Raw genomic sequence first — 19103 nt, 5'->3', positions numbered from 1 at the left:
CCTGATATCGGGGGCTTTGCCTAGAGCGCGGTAACAATAAAAACAATAAGGTTTTTATTGACTCCCGCGCCTGATGGCGAATGTCCTGACACCCCAGTGGTTACAGGCGGAACTCGTGCCCCAGATACACTTCCTTGACCAGTTCGTTGGCCAGGATGGTGGCGGAGTCGCCTTCGGCAATCAGTTGGCCGTCGTTGACGATATACGCGGTTTCGCAGATATCCAGGGTCTCACGCACGTTGTGGTCGGTGATCAGCACGCCGATCCCCTTGGCCTTGAGATGATGGATGATCTGCTTGATGTCGCCTACCGAAATCGGGTCGACACCGGCGAAGGGTTCGTCCAGCAGGATGAACTTCGGTGCGGTGGCCAGGGCGCGGGCGATTTCCACGCGGCGCCGCTCGCCGCCGGACAGGCTCATGCCGAGGTTGTCGCGAATATGGTTGATGTGGAACTCCTGCAGCAGGCTTTCCAGCTCCTGGCGGCGTCCGTCGCGATCCAGTTCCTTGCGGGTTTCCAGGATCGCCATGATGTTGTCGGACACTGACAGTTTGCGGAAGATCGACGCCTCCTGGGGGAGATAGCCGATACCGGCCCGCGCACGGCCGTGCATGGGCTGGTGGCTGACGTCCAGGTCGTCGATCAATACACGGCCCTGGTCCGCCTGGACCAGGCCGACGATCATGTAGAAGCAGGTGGTCTTGCCGGCACCATTGGGGCCAAGCAGGCCGACGATCTGGCCGCTGTCGATCGACAGGCTGACGTCGCGCACGACCTGACGGCTTTTATAGGCCTTGGCCAGATGCTGGGCTTTCAGGGTTGCCATTACTGGGCCTTCTTCTTCGGCTGGATAACCATGTCGATGCGCGGACGTGGCGCAGTGACCTTGGTGCCATTGGCGCGGCCGGCAGTGGCGACTTGCTTGACGGTGTCATAGACGATTTTCTCGCCTTCGGTCGAGTTGCCGTCGCTGCTGATCACTTTGGCGCGGTCAGTCAGTACGATGCGGTTCTGCGGCGCGTGGTACTGGATGGTCACGCCGTAGCCTTTGATCGGACCTGGATCGGCGGCGTTTTGCTTCTGTTCGAAGTAGGCAAGGTTGCCCACCGAAGTTACGACGTCGATGTCGCCCGCCGGGGTACGGGTCAGGGTCACGGTGTTACCGGTAATCTTCATCGAACCTTGGGTGATGATGACGTCGCCCTTGTAGGTCGCGACACCTTGCTTGTCATCCAGTTGCGCATCGTCAGCCTGAATGTGGATCGGTTGCTGGCTATCGTTCGGCAGAGCCCAGGCGCTCACGCTTCCCAGTGCTGCGCCCAGACCGAGCAAAATAGGGAGGGTTTTAACGAGCCTCATACTGTCCTCTTACGTTCGATAGCAGGTGTATCCTGCTTTCTTTCAAATACGCTTTCATTCCCTTGCCAGTCGATACACCGCCAGCGCCGTCGATTCTAACGTCTTGCTCGGTCTGCGCATATTGCTTCTGTGGGAATACGGTCATGCGACTGCTGGTAATGATGGTGTCGCGCTTCTGGGCGTCGGTGCGCGCAACGCGCACCGAGTCGATCAGTTCCACTTCGGTGCCGTCCGGGTTGACCTCGCCACGCTTGCTGGTGACGTGCCACGGGAACTCGGTGCCGCGATACAGGTTCAGGTCCGGATTGGTCAGCAATGTGACCTCGGAAGCCTTCAGGTGTTCGACCTTGTCCGACGTCATTTCGTATTGCACCTTGCCGTCAGGCAGGAACTGCACGCTGTAGGCGTTGGTGGCGTAATAGTCGATGGCGCCCTGGTCGACCTGCGCAACAGGCTGGTCGAGGAAGCGCTCCGGGCTGATATTCCAGTAGCCCACCGCGAGGAACAGCGCGGCGATGGCTCCGAATATCAGGAAGTTGCGAATCTTTTTACTCAGCATAGAGGGCTCTATAGGTAGGCGGCGTGGGCCGCTTCAAGGCTGCCCTGGGCACGCAGGATCAGTTCGCAGAACTCGCGGGCGGCGCCTTCGCCGCCGCGGGCCTGGGTAATGCCGTGGGCGTGTTCGCGAACAAACGACGCGGCATTGGCTACAGCCATGCCCAGGCCGACGCGGCGAATCACCGGCAAGTCAGGCAAATCATCGCCCAGATAGGCGACCTGCTCATAGCTTAGGTTGAGTTTGCCAAGAAGCTCGTCCAGAACCACGAGTTTATCCTCACGGCCCTGGTAGAGGTAAGGAATCCCCAGGTTTTGTGCGCGGCGCTCCACGACCGGGGTCTTGCGACCACTGATGATCGCGGTTTGTACGCCAGAGGCCATCAGCATCTTGATGCCTTGGCCGTCCAGGGTATTGAACGTCTTGAATTCGCTGCCGTCTTCGAGGAAGTACAGGCGACCGTCGGTCAGCACGCCATCCACGTCGAAAATCGCCAGTTTGATGGCCTTGCCCCGTTGCAACAGGTCGGTGTTCATTTACATCACTCCCGCGCGCAGCAAATCGTGCATGTTCAGGGCGCCAATCGGGTGATCGGCATCATCGACCACCACCAGGGCGCCGATCTTGTGGTCTTCCATAATCTTCAGGGCTTCAGCCGCGAGCATTTCGGCGCGGGCGGTCTTGCCGTGAGGGGTCATGACTTGATCAATGGTGGCGGTATGGATATCAATGGTGCGGTCCAGGGTGCGACGCAGGTCACCGTCGGTGAAGACCCCGGCCAGGCGCCCGTCGGCCTCGAGGATCACGGTCATGCCCAGGCCCTTGCGGGTCATTTCCATCAAGGCATCCTTGAGCAGGGTGCCACGTTGTACCTGTGGCAGCTCGTCACCCGCATGCATCACGTTTTCCACTTTCAGCAGCAGGCGACGGCCGAGGGCGCCACCGGGGTGGGAAAAGGCGAAGTCTTCGGCGGTAAAACCACGGGCTTCCAGCAGGGCCACGGCCAGCGCGTCGCCCATGACCAGGGCGGCGGTGGTGGAGGAGGTGGGCGCCAGGTTAAGCGGGCAGGCCTCATGGGCTACATGTACATTCAGGTTCACTTCGGCGGCCTTGGCCAGCGTCGAGTCCGGGTTGCCGGTCATGCTGATCAGCTTGATGCCCAGGCGCTTGATCAGGGGCAGCAGGGTCACGATTTCGTTGGTGGTGCCTGAGTTGGACAGGGCGAGGATCACGTCATCGCGGGTGATCATGCCCATGTCACCATGGCTGGCTTCGGCCGGGTGCACGAAAAATGCCGTGGTGCCGGTACTGGCCAGGGTGGCGGCAATCTTGTTGCCGACATGGCCTGACTTGCCCATGCCGACCACGACAACCCGGCCTTTACTGGCCAGGATCATCTCGCAGGCGCGTACGAAATCTGCGTCGATATGGGCCAGCAAGCCTTCTACGGCTTCAAGCTCGAGGCGGATGGTGCGTTGTGCGGATTGAATAAGGTCGCTGGATTGGCTCATGTCTGAAATCGTATAGCCTGACGAAAAGTCGGCGATTATAGCGGTAATGATCAATTCCCTCACGCAAGTTCGTCAGGCGTTGTTCTACTTAAGAGTGAGATCGCTCTCAAATGCGCAATTACCTGTCCTCTTTCTGAACAAGCACAGCTCCGGCCTTGGGCGCTTTATGTCAGCAGTGATATAGTTCGCCGCCAGTTCGGTCCGCGCAGCGCACATGTGTCTAACTGTCGCAAGCAGTTGTCCCAAGCATGGTGTCTGAGTGAGAAGCTGCATCCCAAGGAGTTTAGATGAGTGCCGATAACGCCTACGCGGTCGAGCTGAAGGGTCTTTCCTTCAAGCGCGGTACGCGCAGCATCTTCAATAATGTCGATATTCGCATTCCCCGCGGCAAGGTGACGGGCATCATGGGCCCTTCCGGCTGCGGCAAGACGACCCTGCTGCGCCTGATGGGCATGCAACTGCGGCCTACCGCCGGGGAAGTCTGGGTCAATGGCCAGAACCTGCCGACCCTGTCGCGCAGCGATCTGTTCGATGCGCGCAAGCACATGGGTGTGCTGTTCCAGAGCGGTGCACTGTTCACCGACCTCGACGTTTTCGAAAACGTCGCGTTCCCGTTGCGGGTGCATACCCAACTGTCGGAAGAAATGATCCGTGACATTGTGTTGTTGAAGCTGCAGGCCGTAGGGCTTCGCGGTGCCATCGACCTGATGCCGGATGAGCTTTCTGGTGGTATGAAGCGGCGCGTGGCTCTGGCGCGGGCGATTGCCCTCGACCCGCAGATCCTCATGTATGACGAGCCGTTCGTCGGCCAGGACCCTATCGCCATGGGCGTATTGGTGCGCCTGATCCGCCTGCTCAATGACGCGCTGGGTATCACCAGCATCGTGGTGTCCCATGACTTGGCCGAAACCGCGAGCATTGCCGACTACCTCTATGTCGTCGGCGATGGCCAGGTATTGGGGCAGGGCACGCCTGAAGAACTGATGAACGCCGATAACCCGCGAATTCGCCAATTCATGACCGGCGACCCTGATGGCCCGGTGCCTTTTCATTTTCCGGCAGCGGATTACCGCGCAGATCTTCTGGGGAAGCGCTGATGCGCAAGACATCTTTAATCGAGAAGGTGCGCCTTTTCGGTCGTTCCGGCATCGACATTGTCGAAGTGCTCGGGCGTTCGACGATTTTCCTGTTTCACGCCTTGCTGGGCCGCGGTGGTATCGGCGGTGGTTTTGGCTTGCTGCTCAAGCAGCTGCACTCGGTGGGCGTGATGTCCCTGGTGATCATCGTGGTTTCCGGGGTGTTCATCGGCATGGTGCTGGCGCTGCAGGGCTTCAATATCCTGTCCAGCTACGGTTCCGAGCAGGCGGTGGGGCAGATGGTTGCACTGACGCTGCTGCGTGAGCTGGGGCCGGTGGTCACCGCCTTGCTGTTTGCCGGTCGCGCCGGCTCTGCGTTGACCGCCGAGATCGGCAACATGAAGGCCACCGAGCAACTGTCCAGCCTGGAAATGATCGGCGTGGACCCGCTCAAGTACATTGTTGCCCCGCGCCTGTGGGCCGGCTTCATCTCCCTGCCACTGCTGGCAATGATTTTCAGCGTGGTCGGGATCTGGGGCGGTTCGTGGGTGGCGGTGGACTGGCTGGGGGTCTACGACGGCTCCTACTGGGCCAACATGCAAAACAGCGTGACCTTCAGCGGTGACGTGCTCAATGGCATTATCAAGAGCATCGTCTTCGCCTTCGTTGTGACTTGGATCGCCGTATTCCAGGGCTATGACTGTGAACCCACTTCAGAAGGGATCAGTCGAGCCACTACCAAGACCGTTGTGTACGCCTCGCTGGCGGTACTGGGCCTTGACTTCATTTTGACCGCCTTGATGTTTGGAGATTTCTGATGCAAAACCGCACTGTGGAAATCGGTGTAGGCCTTTTCTTGTTGGCTGGCATCCTGGCTTTGCTGTTGCTCGCCCTGCGAGTCAGCGGCTTGTCGGCCAGCTCGGGCGCCGATACCTATAAACTTTACGCCTACTTCGACAATATCGCCGGTTTGACGGTCAGATCCAAAGTGACCATGGCCGGTGTGACCATCGGCAAGGTCACAGCAATCGATCTGGACCGCGACAGCTTCACCGGCCGCGTGACCCTGCAACTGGACAAGAAGGTAGATAACCTGCCGACTGACTCCACAGCGTCCATCCTCACGGCCGGTCTGCTGGGCGAGAAGTACATCGGTATCAGCGTGGGCGGGGAAGAAGCCTTGCTCAAGGATGGTTCGACCATTCATGACACACAGTCGTCGTTGGTATTAGAGGACCTGATCGGTAAATTCCTGCTTAATACGGTTAGTAAAGACGCCAAATGAGGAGTTTGTTCATGATCTCAACCTTGCGACGTGGCCTGTTGGTGCTGTTGGCAGCCTTGCCATTGATGGCTAACGCCGTGGCGGCACCTTCGGCGCACGACATTATTGATAGAACCACCAAAGAGCTGCTGGCTGACCTTGCCGCGAACAAGGAACAGTACAAGCAGAGCCCAAGCGCGTTCTACGATGCCCTCAACGGTATCGTGGGCCCGGTGGTCGACGCTGACGGCATCTCGCGCAGCATCATGACCGTCAAGTATTCGCGTAAAGCTACGCCTGCGCAGATGCAGCGCTTCCAGGAAAACTTCAAGCGCAGCCTGATGCAGTTCTACGGCAACGCCCTGCTGGAATACAACAACCAGGGTATCGTCGTTTCCCCGGCCAAGGATGAGTCTGGCAACCGCACCAGCGTGGATATGCAGGTCAAGGGCAACAATGGCTCGATCTATCCGGTTTCCTACACCCTTGAGAAAATCAACGGCGAATGGAAAGTGCGCAACGTGATCATCAACGGCATCAACATCGGCAAGCTGTTCCGTGATCAGTTCGCCGATGCCATGCAGCGCAATGGCAACAACCTGGACAAGACCATTGATGGCTGGGCCGGCGAAGTGGCCAAGGCCAAGGAAGTGACCGAAGAAGCTGCAGAGAAGCAGGCCCCATGACTGAGTCGGCTGTTCGTCAAGGCCAGGCCGGTGAGCTGCTCCTCAGTGGCGTGCTCGACTACAGCACCGGGCCGGCCCTGCGTAAGCAGGGCCAGGCACTGATCAATGCCAGCACTGCGCCGGCATTGGTCCTCGATTGCTCGGCGGTGGTGAAGTCCAGCAGTGTTGGCTTGTCATTGCTCTTGTGTTTCCTACGTGACGCCGCGGCGGTCAACAAACCTGTCAGTATTCGCGCATTACCCGAGGATATGCGTGAAATTGCCCAGGTTTGCGGTCTGGCCGAGCTGTTGGCGCATCCTTAATACACATTATTGAAGAAGCCCCCCGTCAGAGTCCTGCTATGCGGGGTTCGCAGGCGCGGGGCTTTTTTGTATGATGTGCGACCCGCGCGCACTGGGCGCCGATAGAGGTTGAGCATGCAGGCCCTAGAAGTTAAAAGCTTCCTTGAAGGAAAGCTGCCGAATACTGAGGTTGCAGTTGAAGGCGAAGGCTGCAATTTCCAGCTGAACGTGATTAGCGATGAACTGGCGGCATTGAGCCCGGTCAAGCGTCAGCAGCAGATCTATGCCCATTTGAACCCGTGGATCACCGATGGCAGCATCCATGCGGTCACTATGAAATTTTTCAGCCGCGCGGCCTGGGCCGAGCGCACCTGAGCCCCCAAGGCGTCGAGATTCTTATGGATAAATTGATTATTACCGGCGGTGCCCGTCTTGATGGCGAAATCCGTATCTCCGGGGCTAAAAACTCGGCCTTGCCGATCCTGGCCGCCACCTTGCTGTGCGATGGCCCGGTTACCGTAGCCAACCTGCCGCACCTGCACGACATCACCACCATGATCGAGCTGTTCGGTCGCATGGGCATTGAGCCGGTGATCGACGAGAAGCTGTCGGTCGAAATCGACCCGCGCACCATCAAGACCCTGATCGCACCGTACGAACTGGTGAAAACCATGCGTGCCTCGATCCTGGTACTGGGCCCGATGGTCGCCCGTTTCGGCGAAGCCGAAGTGGCACTGCCTGGCGGTTGCGCCATTGGTTCGCGTCCGGTGGACCTGCACATCCGTGGTCTTGAAGCCATGGGTGCGACCATCGACGTCGAAGGTGGCTACATCAAGGCCAAGGCGCCGGAAGGCGGCCTGCGTGGTGCAAACTTCTTCTTTGATACCGTCAGCGTGACCGGTACCGAGAACATCATGATGGCCGCTGCCCTGGCCAATGGCCGCAGCGTCCTGCAAAACGCCGCGCGCGAGCCGGAAGTGGTCGACCTGGCCAACTTCCTGATCGCCATGGGTGCCAACATCACTGGCGCCGGCACCGACACCATCACCATCGACGGTGTGAAACGCCTGCACTCGGCCACCTACAAAGTGATGCCGGACCGTATCGAGACCGGTACCTACCTGGTTGCGGCTGCCGTGACCGGTGGTCGCGTCAAGGTCAAGGACACCGATCCGACCATCCTTGAAGCGGTCCTGGAAAAGCTGCGCGAAGCCGGTGCCGAAATCACCACCGGCGAAGACTGGATCGAGCTGGACATGCACGGCAAGCGGCCAAAAGCCGTCAACGTGCGTACCGCTCCGTACCCGGCGTTCCCGACCGACATGCAGGCGCAGTTCATTTCCCTGAACGCGATTGCCGAAGGCACTGGTGCGGTCATCGAGACCATCTTCGAAAACCGCTTCATGCACGTGTACGAACTGCACCGCATGGGCGCCAAGATCCAGGTCGAAGGCAACACTGCCATCGTCACCGGTATCGAGCAGCTCAAGGGCGCGCCAGTGATGGCCACCGACCTGCGGGCTTCGGCCAGCCTGGTGATCTCGGCGTTGTGCGCTGACGGTGACACCCTGATCGATCGCATCTACCACATAGACCGTGGCTACGAGTGCATCGAAGAAAAACTGCAGATGCTCGGCGCGAAAATCCGCCGCGTACCGGGCTAACCCCCACTGCTCGGGCGCAGGGAAGCGCCCGCCCGAGGTGTGCACAGGCACGCCTCGGCTGAATTTGTTTCAAATCGAGGCTGTAATGGCCTCGATCTGTGTCTGGCGCCATTTGCGACCGGACAGCAATAGCCTGATGAAGGATTGACGTTTCCCATGTTGACCATCGCACTGTCCAAGGGCCGCATCCTTGACGATACTTTGCCGCTTCTGGCTGAAGCGGGCATCGTGCCGACCGAGAATCCGGACAAGAGCCGCAAGCTGATCATCCCCACGACCCAGGACGACGTTCGCCTGTTGATCGTGCGTGCTACCGACGTGCCGACCTACGTTGAACATGGCGCCGCCGACCTCGGTGTCGCCGGTAAAGACGTGCTGATGGAATACGGCGGCCAGGGCCTGTACGAGCCGCTGGACCTGCGTATCGCCCTGTGCAAGCTGATGACCGCCGGCCGTGTCGGTGACGTCGAGCCAAAAGGCCGCCTGCGGGTAGCCACCAAGTTCGTCAACGTCGCCAAGCGCTATTACGCCGAGCAAGGCCGTCAGGTCGATATCATCAAGCTCTATGGCTCGATGGAGCTGGCGCCGCTGATCGGCCTGGCCGACAAGATCATCGACGTGGTCGACACCGGCAACACCCTGCGCGCCAATGGCCTGGAACCCCAGGACTTTATCGCTGACATCAGCTCTCGCCTGATCGTCAACAAAGCTTCGATGAAAATGCAACACGCCCGGATCCAGGCGTTGATCGACACCCTGCGCAAGGCAGTGGAGTCTCGACACCGCGGTTGACTCACCTGCGCGGCCCTAGGTCGCGCCCGTCTATCCGCCTCATAGCCAGAATTCTCAGGTGCCCAAGCGGAAACGACTGCTAGTTTAGGGCGCCTGAGTTTTTGCCAATTCTATTGAGGCCCTCGCTATGACCACGTCCACTGCAATTGCCCGACTCAACGCTGCCGACCCGGATTTCGCCCATCATCTGGATCATCTGCTGAGCTGGGAAAGTGTGTCCGACGATTCGGTCAACCAGCGGGTGCTCGACATCATCAAGGCCGTGCGCGAGCGCGGCGATGCGGCGCTGGTGGACTTTACCCGCCAGTTCGACGGCCTGGACGTCAAGTCCATGGCCGACCTGATCCTGCCCCGCGAACGCCTGGAACTGGCCCTGACGCGCATCACCGCGGCCGCAGCGCGAAGCCCTGGAAGTCGCAGCGGCGCGGGTGCGCAGCTACCACGAAAAACAGAAACAGGACTCCTGGAGCTACACCGAAGCCGATGGCACGGTGCTGGGCCAGAAAGTCACACCGCTGGACCGCGCCGGCCTGTACGTGCCGGGCGGCAAGGCTTCATACCCGTCGTCGGTGCTGATGAATGCCATTCCCGCCAAAGTGGCGGGCGTGACCGAGGTGGTCATGGTGGTCCCGACCCCGCGCGGTGAAATCAACGAACTGGTGCTGGCCGCTGCCTGCATCGCCGGCGTTGACCGCGTGTTCACCATCGGGGGGGCCCAGGCCGTCGCCGCGTTGGCCTATGGCACCGAAAGCGTGCCGAAAGTCGACAAGGTGGTCGGCCCCGGCAACATCTACGTTGCCACTGCCAAGCGCCATGTGTTTGGCCAGGTCGGTATCGACATGATCGCTGGCCCCTCGGAAATCCTCGTGGTGTGTGACGGCCAGACCGATCCTGACTGGATTGCCATGGACCTGTTCTCCCAGGCCGAGCACGACGAAGACGCCCAGGCGATCCTGGTCAGCCCCGACGCCGAGTTCCTCGACAAGGTGGCGGCGAGCATCAATAAGCTGCTGCCGACCATGGAGCGTGCCGAGATTATCGAGAAGTCGATCAATGGCCGGGGTGCGTTGATCCTGGTGCGTGATATGGAGCAGGCCATCGAAGTGGCCAACCGCATCGCCCCCGAGCATTTGGAACTGTCGGTGGCCGACCCACAGGCCTGGCTGCCGTCGATTCGTCACGCCGGTGCGATCTTCATGGGCCGCCACACCAGCGAAGCCCTGGGCGACTACTGTGCGGGCCCCAACCACGTGTTGCCGACCTCCGGCACAGCGCGATTCTCGTCGCCGCTGGGGGTGTATGACTTCCAGAAGCGCTCGTCGATTATCTTTTGCTCGCCACAAGGTGCTTCCGAGCTGGGCAAGACCGCCTCGGTGCTGGCCCGTGGTGAATCGTTGAGCGCGCACGCCCGCAGCGCCGAATACCGCATCGTCAAGGGAGAGTAAGACATGAGCAAATTCTGGAGCCCTTTCGTCAAGGACCTCGTGCCTTACGTGCCCGGCGAGCAGCCGAAGCTGACCAAGCTGGTCAAGCTCAACACCAATGAAAACCCCTACGGCCCGTCGCCCAAGGCGCTGGCAGCGATGCAGGCCGAGTTGAACGACAACCTGCGTTTGTACCCCGACCCCAACAGCGACCTGCTCAAGCAGGCCGTGGCCAAGTACTACGGGGTGGATGGGAGCAAGGTATTCCTCGGTAACGGTTCCGACGAAGTCCTGGCGCATATCTTCCACGGCCTGTTCCAGCACGACCTGCCACTGCTGTTCCCGGACATCAGCTACAGCTTCTACCCGGTGTACTGCGGGCTGTATGGCATCACCTCGGCCCCGGTGCCGCTGGACGAGCAGTTCCAGATCCGCGTGGCGGACTACGCCAAGCCTAACGGCGGGATCATCTTCCCCAACCCGAACGCGCCGACCGGCTGCGTGATGGCGCTGGACGCGGTGGAGCAACTCCTCAAGGCCAGCCCGGATTCGGTGGTGGTGGTCGATGAAGCCTATATCGACTTCGGCGGCGAAACCGCCATCAGCCTGGTGGACCGCTACCCCAACCTGCTGGTGACCCAGACCCTCTCCAAATCGCGCTCACTGGCCGGTTTGCGGGTAGGCCTGGCGGTGGGCCACCCGGACCTGATCGAGGCGCTGGAGCGGGTCAAGAACAGCTTCAACTCCTATCCACTGGATCGCCTGGCGATTGTCGGCGCGGCGGCGGCCTTCGAAGACCGTGAATACTTCGAGAAGACCTGCCAACTGGTGATCGATAGCCGCGAGACGCTTGTGGCGCAGTTGCGAGAGAAGGGCTTTGAGGTGTTGCCGTCAGCGGCCAACTTCATCTTTGCCCGCCACCCACGGCACGACGCGGCCGGCCTGGCGGCCAAGTTGCGGGAGCAAGGGGTGATCGTGCGGCACTTCAAGCAGGAGCGGATTGCCCAGTTCCTGCGGATCAGCATCGGGACGCCTGAGCAGAACCAGGCGTTGATTGATGGTTTGGGTGATCTTTAAGGCTTGAATCTATATGGGCTGGACGGGCCGCATCGCGGGCAAGCCCGGCTCCCGCATGGAAATGCATTCCAATGTGGGAGCCGGGCTTGCCCGCGATGAGGCCATCAGCTACACCGACACTCCGTAGCCTTTAGAGCAACGGCTCGTCCGGCTTCTTGTGCTTCCAGCCATCATTGCCCGGCAGCAGCAGGTTCAAACCAATCGCTACCACGGCGCAGAGGGCGATGCCCTTCAGGCCGAAATCATCGGGACCGGTACCGGTGCCGATCAGCACACCGCCAATCCCGAACACCAGGGTCACCGACACAATCACCAGATTGCGCGCCTCACCCAGGTCGATCTTGTGACGGATCAGGGTGTTCATCCCCACCGCGGCAATCGAGCCGAACAACAGGCACAGAATCCCGCCCATCACCGGCACCGGAATGCTTTGCAGCAGCGCGCCGAACTTACCGACAAAGGCCAGGGTGATGGCAAATACCGCCGCCCAGGTCATGATTTTCGGGTTGTAGTTCTTGGTCAGCATCACCGCGCCGGTCACTTCGGCGTAAGTGGTGTTGGGCGGGCCGCCGAACAGGCCAGCCGTGGTGGTGGCGATACCATCGCCCAACAGCGTGCGATGCAGGCCGGGCTTTTTCAGGTAGTCACGACCGGTCACGCTACCCACGGCAATCACGCCGCCGATGTGTTCAATGGCCGGCGCCAGGGCCACCGGGACGATGAACAGAATCGCCTGCCAGTTGAATTCTGGCGCGGTGAAGTGGGGCAGGGCAAACCACGGTGCGGCGGCGATCTTTGCGGTGTCGACCACGCCGAAGTAGAACGACATGCCAAAACCCACCAGCACCCCGGCAATGATCGGCACCAGGCGGAAAATGCCCTTGCCGAACACGGCCACGATCAGCGTGGTCAGCAGCGCCGGCATCGAGATCAGCATTGCCGTCTGGTAAGGGATCAACTCGGCACCGTCGCCCGACTTGCCCATTGCCATGTTCGCGGCAATCGGCGCCATGGCCAGGCCGATGGAGATGATCACCGGTCCGATCACCACGGGCGGCAGCAGCCGGTCGATAAAACCGGTGCCCTTGATCTTCACGGCGAGGCCGAGGAAGGTATAGACGAAACCCGCCGCCATCACCCCGCCCATGGTCGCCGCGAGGCCGAACTGGCCCTTGGCGAGAATGATCGGGGTGATAAACGCAAAGCTCGATGCCAGGAACACCGGCACTTGGCGCCCGGTGACAATCTGGAACAACAACGTGCCAAGGCCTGCGGTAAACAGTGCAACGTTTGGATCAAGACCTGTGATCAGCGGCATCAACACCAGCGCGCCAAATGCTACGAAGAGCATTTGTGCGCCAGACAGGATCTGGCGCCAAAGCGGGTCGTTGAATTCATCCTGCATGTTCACGCGTCCTTCTGCTTGGTGCCGAAGATCTTGTCGCCAGCATCGCCCAGGCCCGGAATGATGTAGCCGTGCTCGTTCAGGCGCTCATCAATGGACGCGGTGTAGATCACGACATCCGGGTGAGCTTTTTCTACGGCGGCGATACCTTCGGGTGCCGCTACCAGCACCATGGCGCGGATATCCTTGCAACCGGCTTTCTTCAGCAGGTCGATGGTAGCGACCATGGAGCTGCCGGTGGCCAGCATCGGGTCGATGATCATCGCCAGGCGCTCGTCGATCTCGGGGACGAGTTTTTCCAGGTAGGTGTGGGCCTGCAGGGTTTCTTCGTTGCGGGCTACGCCCACAGCGCTGACCTTGGCGCCCGGGATCAGGCTCAGCACGCCTTCAAGCATGCCGATACCGGCGCGCAGGATCGGCACCACGGTAATTTTCTTGCCAGCGATTTTCTCGACCTGGACGGGACCGCACCAACCGGGGATCTCGTAGTTTTCCAGGGGTAAATCTTTGGTGGCTTCGTAGGTGAGCAACGCTCCGACTTCCTGAGCAAGCTCACGGAAGTTCTTCGTGCTAATGTCGGCGCGGCGCATAAGGCCGAGCTTGTGTCGGATCAGCGGGTGGCGGATCTCACGGATGGGCATGGGGAAAGGCTCCGGCGGCGGGCAAAAAAACCGGCCTAGATTAATCTATCCGAGGGTGTTGTCCTATAGACAACCTGTACGTTAGTCCATAAAGGCTTGAACGTTGCGTCCCAGAGGCGTACCTTCGCCCGCTTTTCTTGCCACAGTACCCCTGGAGAGCGCCATGTCCGCTGATCTCGAGCATATCCGTCAAATCATGCGCGAGGCTGACTGCCTGTACACCGAAGCACAAGTCGAAGAGGCTATCGCCAAGGTCGGCGCGCACATCACCCGTGAAATGGCTGAAACCAACCCGGTGGTGTTCTGTGTGATGAACGGCGGTCTTATTTTCGCCGGCAAATTGCTGACGCATCTGCAATTCCCGCTGGAAGCGTCCTACCTGCACGCTACGCGCTATCGTAATGAAACCAGTGGCGGCGACCTGTTCTGGAAAGCCAAGCCGGAAGTGTCGTTCATCGACCGCGACGTCTTGATCATCGACGACATCCTCGACGAAGGTCACACCCTGGGCGCGATTGTCGACTTCTGCAAACACGCCGGCGCGCGCAACGTGCACACCGCCGTGCTGATCGACAAAGACCACGACCGCAAGGCCCGCCCGGACCTGAAGGCCAATTACGTCGGCCTGCCGTGCATCGACCGCTACATCTTCGGTTACGGCATGGATTACAAAGGCTACTGGCGCAATGCCAATGGCATCTTTGCTGTGAAGGGGATGTAAGTCGTGGCGCGTTTTCTTGATCAGTCGCTGTTTGCCGAATTGGCCGAGAAAGCCGCCGCCAACCCCCGTGGCCGGCAGAACGTCAACTTCCACCAGATGGAAGAGCCGTGCCATCGCATGGCTGTCGGTTTGCAGCCACACACCTATGTGCAGCCCCATCGTCATCTCACCGCTGACAAGGCCGAGACCCTGCTGGTACTCAAGGGGCGCCTGGGTATTTTGATTTTCAGCGAGTCTGGCGCGGTTCTGGAGCGGCGCATCTTGCAGGCCGGTGGCGATTGCCAGGGCGTTGATCTGTCGCCAGGGGTTTTCCACGGTCTGGTGGTGCTTGAGCCAGACACGGTGATGTTCGAGTGCAAGGCAGGCCCTTATCGCCCGGTGGGCGAGGGCGAACTGGCGACCTGGGCACCCCGGGAAGGCGAAGCCGGCATGGCTGAGTATCATCGCTGGATGCTGGCCCAGTTCGATTGAACCTGGCAGCGGAAAAAAGGTGGGTGGGGCCCGCTCCCACATTAGAGCTTCGTGGCTTCCGAACCTTGTGTCCCGCAGGTAGACTTCTACCCCCGTGTACATGTCTGCAGGCTGGAGTCGGCAATGCGTAAAGATAAGAAACAAGTGATTGGTGACGAGATCGGCGACGATCAGATCAAGCTGTTCCTGGATTTTGAACCGGTCGACGCCACCTCACCGTCCCTGCACAAGCTGATCAAAGCCTATCGCGGCCTGCGCATCGACGATTTCGAGCGGTTCCTGGGCTTTTTCAAGGAAGCCGGGCTGGACCTCGACGGTAAGGACGAGCATGGCCAGACCTTCGTCGATCTGATCAAGGACCAGCGCAACGCGGACGAGTACATCGAGCTGATCAAAATCGCTCGCGGCTGAATAGCCAGGACATAAAAAAACGCCCCGTTCTCATCACGAGAGCGGGGCGATCGTTCCCACGCTCTGCGTGGGAATGCATCCGGTGACGCTACGCGTCACGACCTCAAGCGTAGCTTTCGGCCTCGCTACCTTGCTCAACCAGTTCCAGGCTGATGTTGTTCTGCACGCTGATCTTGCGATACAGCTCGGCATCGGTCTCCAGGACTTTTTCCCGGGCCGGGAAGATCTCCTGCAACTTGGCCGCCCACTCGCCGGCCGCCTGGGCCGGGAAGCAGCGTTCGATCAGTTCCAGCATGATCGAAACGGTCACCGACGCCCCTGGGGACGCACCTAGCAGCGCCGCCAGCGAACCGTCTTTGGCCGCGACCAACTCGGTACCGAATTGCAGCACGCCGCCTTTCTTCGGATCCTTCTTGATGATCTGCACCCGTTGGCCAGCCACTTCCAGGCGCCAGTCCTCGGCTTTGGCTTCGGGATAGAAGCGGCGCAGGGATTCCAGGCGCTGCTCCATGGACTGCATCACTTCGCTGACCAGGTACTTGGTCAGGTCCATGTTGTCCCGGGCCACGGCCAGCATCGGGCCGATATTGCCGAGGCGAATCGACATGGGCAGGTCAAGGAACGAGCCGAACTTGAGGAACTTGGTGGTGAAGCCAGCGTATGGCCCGAACAGCAGGGATTTCTTGCCATCCACCACGCGGGTGTCCAGGTGCGGCACCGACATCGGTGGCGAACCCACGGCCGCCTGGCTGTAGACCTTGGCCTGGTGCAGCTTGACCACTTCCGGGTTGTCGCAACGCAGCCACTGGCCGCTGACCGGGAAGCCGCCGAAACCTTTGCTTTCTTCAATACCCGAGGCTTGCAGCAGCGGCAGGGCCGCGCCGCCAGCGCCGAGGAACACGAACTTGGCGTCGACATTGCGCGTGTTGCCGCTGTTGACGTCCTTGATGCTCACGGTCCAGCCGGCGCCATTGCGCTTGAGGCCGGTAACGCGCTTGCTGTACTTGACGTGGGCATCTGCCGAGCTGCTCAGGTGCGCGAGCAATTGGTTGGTCAGGGCGCCGAAGTTGACGTCGGTACCGTTCATCACGCGGGTCGCGGCGATTTTCTCGTCGGCCGGGCGGCCCGGCATCATCAGCGGCATCCACTCGGCCATTTCTGCGCGGTCTTCGGTGTAGTGCATATCCGAGAACGCGTGGTGCTGGCTGAGGGTTTCAAAGCGTTTCTTGAGGAACGACACGCCTTTTTCGCCCTGCACGAAGCTCAGGTGCGGCACGGGGCTGATAAAGGACTTGGACGAGCCAAAGGTGCCTTTTTTGGTCAGGTACGCCCAGAACTGCTTCGACACTTCAAACTGGGTGTTGATGTGCACGGCTTTCTTGATGTCGATGGAGCCGTCACCCGCCTGCGGGGTGTAGTTCAGCTCGCACAGCCCGGCGTGACCGGTACCGGCATTGTTCCACGGGTTGGAACTCTCCGCGGCACCCGAATCCATCAGCTCAACGACTTCCAGCTTGAGGCCGGGGTCGAGCTCCTTGAGCAGTACGGCGAGGGTGGCACTCATGATGCCCGCACCTACCAGTACTACGTCGACTGCTTCGTTATGCGCCATTTAACGCGTCTCCAAAATCTGCAGCACCAAATTGACGGCATGGCTGCCAGGAGTGACGGGGCGGTTCACGTAATGCCCCAGGTTACCCATGGCCAGGATCGCCATGTCCGATTCTTCGCAATTTTTTTGCAACTTCAGCGGACGCTGCCGACCAGGCCTTATCTGCATATGAACGCATTTAAGGGCCCCTGTGGCAATTCGACTTATGGTCAAGTACGTCCGATCGTGCAACCAAATCCGTAGCGGACAGGCTTCAAGCTCCGGTTTTTGAGGAGTACTCGGTCCTGTGTGGTTGGGCAGTGCCAGACGTTGATGGTGCTTGTACAAACGCAAAACTATTCATTTGCTCGCCACACTCTTGTGAAGTTGTGAAAACCCGTTTTTTTCACGCTCTTTTGAAGACGTGAACCTCAAAAAAGGGCTGCCCCAGCCTGGCACCTGGCCCGAAATCACTGCCGACACGCGGCATAACGGGCAAACAACTCAAGTGGCCGAGCGCAATGGCAGCTCTGGCAGATTCGGTAAAGGCGCAGGTTTGCAGACAAAACAGCCAGCTCGCCAGCTTCACTCGATCTGTGTGGGCGGCTCTCTGTGGGCGGTGCGGGGGAGCTAATACCGGAGCATTAGCGATGCTGCGAGGCCCGATCAGGAGACGTCCTTATAATCGGGGGGAGATTGTAGCGAAGAACTGCAGGGAAATGGACGTGTTTTATGACTTTTATTAGCGCTTCGGTCAGGCGGTCAACGGCAGGCGGTGTGATGACCGTGCGCGGCGCGGGCTGATGCGGGCGCGGGCGGGCAGTGGCTGGTGCATCCAGCTCAAGCGGATCTCCTCGACTTCGACCCAGCCTCCACCCACCGGTGGCTGGCTGCAGTGCTTGAATGCCTGGCAACGACCTTGCGCGTCGAGCAGGGCAAAGTGTCGAAAGGCGGGCTTGCGTGCGAATAAGCGCCAGAGAAAGTCGAACATGGTGGGCCTCCTGATAATGGGGCCAAGCATGCCAGCCCAGCATGACATATCGGTGACACTGAACCGCAGCCGGCGGGCCTGTGTCTGAGGTTGTAACTGACGCTAGTTCCCGGCAGCGGCGCACCGCTATACTGCTCGGCTGTCGGTACCTGATTTCTGGAGAGAAAAGCATGTTGCAACGCCTGTTGTTCGGTTTGATCACTGTGACCAGCTTGACCCTGGTTGGCTGCGCCCACAGCCCGCAGCAACTCAGCCCGCAACCCAAGCTCACCACCCAGCTGGCGCCTGTAGGCCATGGCCAGCCGGTCTCGGTGCGGGTGGTTGACGGTCGTCCGTCGCCGACCCTGGGCACCCGCGGTGGCCTGTACCCGGAAACCAGCGCCATCACGGTGACCGGCGCCGACGTGCTGCCCAAGCTGCAAGCCCAGGCCGAAGCGGCTGTGCGCCTGCTGGGCTTCACCCCGACCAGCAACTCGCCTGGCGCGCCGCAACTGACCGTGACCCTGGCAGAGCTGAAGTATCAGTCGCCCAAGGAAGGCCTGTACGTGACCGAAGCCACCATCGGTGCGACCTTCCGCTCTGATGTGTCGGCCGGCAACCGTCGCTACAGCGGCCGTTACGGTGCGTCCCTGGACCAGCGCTTCGGCATGGCGCCGAACCAGGAAACCAACACCAAGCTGGTCAGCGACGTGTTGAGTGACGCCCTGACGCGTCTGTTCAAGGATCCAAGCATCGGCCAGATCCTCAGCTCGCAATAATCAGCTGTAAAAAAGCCGGGCCCCGTTACGGGCCCGGCTTTTTTGTGTCTGCGCTCTTCATGCCGCCGTTTCGACATAAAAGTCCAGCACACTCACGCCTGTGAGCAGGTCCAGCTCCGGCAGGTCGGCATGTTGGTGCCCGCCGAGGGCGCAATACACCAGCCAGTGCCGGTCCTGGACATTGAACGCCAGGCCGCCGACCAGCGCCTCTTGCTCATCGCTGGGGGCGATCAGATACAGCCGATCCTGGTTCTGCGCGTGCAACATGACAAGCTCCCTTGTGTGCGAAGGGCAACAGAGTGGCTTGTTAAGGTGACGTTCAGGTGACGCTGTAAATTACTCGATACAGTAGTCGTCAATGGGGGAGGGAGCTGTGATGCGCAGGAGGGCGCAGTCCGTTCAGGTTTGTATCTGGATGGACACC

At 60.2% G+C, this 19103-nt stretch carries 23 protein-coding genes and 1 pseudogene; 14 read left to right on the top strand and 10 right to left on the bottom strand.

Translation table 11 applies throughout. The annotated features are described in order from the left end of the window. Positions 1–100: 100 nt before the first annotated feature. Genes lptB through PSH80_RS22230 form a run of 5 tightly spaced genes read right to left on the bottom strand, consistent with a single transcriptional unit; the run spans position 101 to position 3426 of the window. Positions 101–826, bottom strand: a complete 726-nt coding sequence (lptB, locus tag PSH80_RS22250) for an LPS export ABC transporter ATP-binding protein (RefSeq protein ID WP_029291791.1) — start codon at positions 824–826, stop codon at positions 101–103. Further along, positions 826–1359 (bottom strand): lipopolysaccharide transport periplasmic protein LptA, encoded by a 534-nt coding sequence (lptA, locus tag PSH80_RS22245; protein ID WP_057438111.1) that lies wholly within the window; start codon positions 1357–1359, stop codon positions 826–828. Before lptA ends, lptB begins: the two co-directional genes overlap by 1 nt. Next, entirely contained in the window at positions 1346–1918 is a 573-nt protein-coding gene (gene lptC / locus PSH80_RS22240) for an LPS export ABC transporter periplasmic protein LptC (RefSeq protein ID WP_057438113.1), read from the bottom strand. The genes lptA and lptC overlap by 14 nt, the downstream gene beginning before the upstream one ends. 8 nt (positions 1919–1926) lie before the next feature. Next, complete coding sequence (locus PSH80_RS22235) at positions 1927–2451, bottom strand: HAD family hydrolase (protein ID WP_029291786.1); 525 nt, start codon at positions 2449–2451, stop codon at positions 1927–1929. Beyond that, positions 2452–3426, bottom strand: coding sequence for a KpsF/GutQ family sugar-phosphate isomerase (locus PSH80_RS22230; RefSeq protein WP_115128986.1), 975 nt, complete (start codon positions 3424–3426; stop codon positions 2452–2454). It abuts the gene before it with no gap. Between the two features lie 287 nt (positions 3427–3713). On the opposite strand from PSH80_RS22230, the gene PSH80_RS22225 reads away from it, so the two are divergent. The 10 genes and pseudogenes from PSH80_RS22225 to hisC all read left to right on the top strand — a co-directional run bounded on the left by PSH80_RS22225 (position 3714) and on the right by hisC (position 11690). Continuing rightward, the gene (locus PSH80_RS22225) at positions 3714–4523 is read left to right on the top strand and encodes an ATP-binding cassette domain-containing protein (RefSeq protein WP_038443322.1); all 810 of its coding nucleotides are present in this window, start codon (positions 3714–3716) and stop codon (positions 4521–4523) included. Further along, entirely contained in the window at positions 4523–5320 is a 798-nt protein-coding gene (gene mlaE, locus PSH80_RS22220) for a lipid asymmetry maintenance ABC transporter permease subunit MlaE (protein ID WP_029291779.1), read from the top strand. Before PSH80_RS22225 ends, mlaE begins: the two co-directional genes overlap by 1 nt. Continuing rightward, entirely contained in the window at positions 5320–5787 is a 468-nt protein-coding gene (gene mlaD, locus PSH80_RS22215; RefSeq protein WP_057438115.1) for an outer membrane lipid asymmetry maintenance protein MlaD, read from the top strand. The genes mlaE and mlaD overlap by 1 nt, the downstream gene beginning before the upstream one ends. A gap of 11 nt (positions 5788–5798) precedes the next feature. Next, complete coding sequence (locus PSH80_RS22210; protein WP_057438117.1) at positions 5799–6452, top strand: phospholipid-binding protein MlaC; 654 nt, start codon at positions 5799–5801, stop codon at positions 6450–6452. Next, positions 6449–6754: a lipid asymmetry maintenance protein MlaB gene (locus PSH80_RS22205; protein WP_057958465.1), complete on the top strand. Its 306-nt coding sequence runs from the start codon at positions 6449–6451 to the stop codon at positions 6752–6754. Before PSH80_RS22210 ends, PSH80_RS22205 begins: the two co-directional genes overlap by 4 nt. A gap of 114 nt (positions 6755–6868) precedes the next feature. After that, complete coding sequence (locus tag PSH80_RS22200) at positions 6869–7108, top strand: BolA family protein (RefSeq protein WP_010567702.1); 240 nt, start codon at positions 6869–6871, stop codon at positions 7106–7108. A gap of 23 nt (positions 7109–7131) precedes the next feature. Next, on the top strand, positions 7132–8397 hold the full coding sequence (gene murA / locus PSH80_RS22195; protein WP_057438121.1) for a UDP-N-acetylglucosamine 1-carboxyvinyltransferase: 1266 nt from the start codon (positions 7132–7134) through the stop codon (positions 8395–8397). Between the two features lie 156 nt (positions 8398–8553). Next, positions 8554–9189, top strand: coding sequence for an ATP phosphoribosyltransferase (hisG, locus tag PSH80_RS22190; RefSeq protein ID WP_003188599.1), 636 nt, complete (start codon positions 8554–8556; stop codon positions 9187–9189). Positions 9190–9316: 127 nt separating this feature from the next. Beyond that, positions 9317–10634, top strand: a pseudogene (hisD, locus tag PSH80_RS22185) (histidinol dehydrogenase). A gap of 3 nt (positions 10635–10637) precedes the next feature. After that, on the top strand, positions 10638–11690 hold the full coding sequence (gene hisC, locus PSH80_RS22180; RefSeq protein ID WP_057438123.1) for a histidinol-phosphate transaminase: 1053 nt from the start codon (positions 10638–10640) through the stop codon (positions 11688–11690). A 130-nt stretch (positions 11691–11820) separates the two neighbouring features. Here hisC and PSH80_RS22175 read toward each other — a convergent pair whose 3' ends face one another. Both PSH80_RS22175 and upp read right to left on the bottom strand, forming a co-directional pair. Further along, a complete protein-coding gene (locus PSH80_RS22175) occupies positions 11821–13095 on the bottom strand; it encodes a uracil-xanthine permease family protein (RefSeq protein WP_057958466.1) in 1275 nt (424 codons plus the stop codon). 2 nt (positions 13096–13097) lie between these two features. Then, positions 13098–13736: a uracil phosphoribosyltransferase gene (gene upp / locus PSH80_RS22170; protein WP_029291751.1), complete on the bottom strand. Its 639-nt coding sequence runs from the start codon at positions 13734–13736 to the stop codon at positions 13098–13100. Between the two features lie 163 nt (positions 13737–13899). Here upp and PSH80_RS22165 point away from each other — a divergent pair, with 163 nt between their 5' ends. The 3 genes from PSH80_RS22165 to PSH80_RS22155 all read left to right on the top strand — a co-directional run bounded on the left by PSH80_RS22165 (position 13900) and on the right by PSH80_RS22155 (position 15339). Next, positions 13900–14457, top strand: coding sequence for a hypoxanthine-guanine phosphoribosyltransferase (locus tag PSH80_RS22165; RefSeq protein WP_057438125.1), 558 nt, complete (start codon positions 13900–13902; stop codon positions 14455–14457). 3 nt (positions 14458–14460) lie between these two features. Then, positions 14461–14928, top strand: a complete 468-nt coding sequence (locus PSH80_RS22160) for a WbuC family cupin fold metalloprotein (RefSeq protein ID WP_057438127.1) — start codon at positions 14461–14463, stop codon at positions 14926–14928. Positions 14929–15051: 123 nt separating this feature from the next. Next, positions 15052–15339 (top strand): PA4642 family protein, encoded by a 288-nt coding sequence (locus tag PSH80_RS22155; protein WP_038443313.1) that lies wholly within the window; start codon positions 15052–15054, stop codon positions 15337–15339. Positions 15340–15442: 103 nt separating this feature from the next. Here the strand turns inward: PSH80_RS22155 and mqo are convergent, their stop codons facing one another. Continuing rightward, entirely contained in the window at positions 15443–16951 is a 1509-nt protein-coding gene (gene mqo, locus PSH80_RS22150; protein ID WP_057958467.1) for a malate dehydrogenase (quinone), read from the bottom strand. A gap of 733 nt (positions 16952–17684) precedes the next feature. Further along, on the bottom strand, positions 17685–17921 hold the full coding sequence (locus PSH80_RS22145; RefSeq protein ID WP_057958468.1) for a hypothetical protein: 237 nt from the start codon (positions 17919–17921) through the stop codon (positions 17685–17687). A 170-nt stretch (positions 17922–18091) separates the two neighbouring features. On the opposite strand from PSH80_RS22145, the gene PSH80_RS22140 reads away from it, so the two are divergent. Then, positions 18092–18679, top strand: a complete 588-nt coding sequence (locus PSH80_RS22140) for a YajG family lipoprotein (RefSeq protein ID WP_029291738.1) — start codon at positions 18092–18094, stop codon at positions 18677–18679. Between the two features lie 57 nt (positions 18680–18736). Here the strand turns inward: PSH80_RS22140 and PSH80_RS22135 are convergent, their stop codons facing one another. Continuing rightward, complete coding sequence (locus PSH80_RS22135; RefSeq protein WP_008434269.1) at positions 18737–18946, bottom strand: hypothetical protein; 210 nt, start codon at positions 18944–18946, stop codon at positions 18737–18739. Between the last annotated feature and the right edge of the window lie 157 nt (positions 18947–19103).

The organism is Pseudomonas sp. FP818, assembly GCF_030687335.1.
GTDB lineage: Bacteria > Pseudomonadota > Gammaproteobacteria > Pseudomonadales > Pseudomonadaceae > Aquipseudomonas > Aquipseudomonas shahriarae.
Note: the sequence above shows the minus strand (reverse complement) of the source record. Positions and strands in the feature narration are given on the sequence as shown.

Bases quoted from the DNA above. Each gene is read 5' to 3' on its own strand.
- PSH80_RS22210 (WP_057438117.1), top strand. From the start codon at position 5,799: ATGATCTCAACCTTGCGACGTGGCCTGTTGGTGCTGTTGGCAGCCTTG.
- PSH80_RS22165 (WP_057438125.1), top strand. From the start codon at position 13,900: ATGTCCGCTGATCTCGAGCATATCCGTCAAATCATGCGCGAGGCTGAC.
- PSH80_RS22205 (WP_057958465.1), top strand. From the start codon at position 6,449: ATGACTGAGTCGGCTGTTCGTCAAGGCCAGGCCGGTGAGCTGCTCCTC.
- lptC (WP_057438113.1), bottom strand. From the start codon at position 1,918: ATGCTGAGTAAAAAGATTCGCAACTTCCTGATATTCGGAGCCATCGCC.
- PSH80_RS22140 (WP_029291738.1), top strand. From the start codon at position 18,092: ATGTTGCAACGCCTGTTGTTCGGTTTGATCACTGTGACCAGCTTGACC.
- PSH80_RS22230 (WP_115128986.1), bottom strand. From the start codon at position 3,426: ATGAGCCAATCCAGCGACCTTATTCAATCCGCACAACGCACCATCCGC.
- mlaE (WP_029291779.1), top strand. From the start codon at position 4,523: ATGCGCAAGACATCTTTAATCGAGAAGGTGCGCCTTTTCGGTCGTTCC.
- hisC (WP_057438123.1), top strand. From the start codon at position 10,638: ATGAGCAAATTCTGGAGCCCTTTCGTCAAGGACCTCGTGCCTTACGTG.
- lptB (WP_029291791.1), bottom strand. From the start codon at position 826: ATGGCAACCCTGAAAGCCCAGCATCTGGCCAAGGCCTATAAAAGCCGT.
- mqo (WP_057958467.1), bottom strand. From the start codon at position 16,951: ATGGCGCATAACGAAGCAGTCGACGTAGTACTGGTAGGTGCGGGCATC.
- murA (WP_057438121.1), top strand. From the start codon at position 7,132: ATGGATAAATTGATTATTACCGGCGGTGCCCGTCTTGATGGCGAAATC.
- PSH80_RS22200 (WP_010567702.1), top strand. From the start codon at position 6,869: ATGCAGGCCCTAGAAGTTAAAAGCTTCCTTGAAGGAAAGCTGCCGAAT.
- hisG (WP_003188599.1), top strand. From the start codon at position 8,554: ATGTTGACCATCGCACTGTCCAAGGGCCGCATCCTTGACGATACTTTG.
- PSH80_RS22235 (WP_029291786.1), bottom strand. From the start codon at position 2,451: ATGAACACCGACCTGTTGCAACGGGGCAAGGCCATCAAACTGGCGATT.
- PSH80_RS22145 (WP_057958468.1), bottom strand. From the start codon at position 17,921: ATGTTCGACTTTCTCTGGCGCTTATTCGCACGCAAGCCCGCCTTTCGA.
- PSH80_RS22135 (WP_008434269.1), bottom strand. From the start codon at position 18,946: ATGTTGCACGCGCAGAACCAGGATCGGCTGTATCTGATCGCCCCCAGC.
- lptA (WP_057438111.1), bottom strand. From the start codon at position 1,359: ATGAGGCTCGTTAAAACCCTCCCTATTTTGCTCGGTCTGGGCGCAGCA.
- PSH80_RS22175 (WP_057958466.1), bottom strand. From the start codon at position 13,095: ATGCAGGATGAATTCAACGACCCGCTTTGGCGCCAGATCCTGTCTGGC.
- upp (WP_029291751.1), bottom strand. From the start codon at position 13,736: ATGCCCATCCGTGAGATCCGCCACCCGCTGATCCGACACAAGCTCGGC.
- PSH80_RS22155 (WP_038443313.1), top strand. From the start codon at position 15,052: ATGCGTAAAGATAAGAAACAAGTGATTGGTGACGAGATCGGCGACGAT.
- mlaD (WP_057438115.1), top strand. From the start codon at position 5,320: ATGCAAAACCGCACTGTGGAAATCGGTGTAGGCCTTTTCTTGTTGGCT.
- PSH80_RS22225 (WP_038443322.1), top strand. From the start codon at position 3,714: ATGAGTGCCGATAACGCCTACGCGGTCGAGCTGAAGGGTCTTTCCTTC.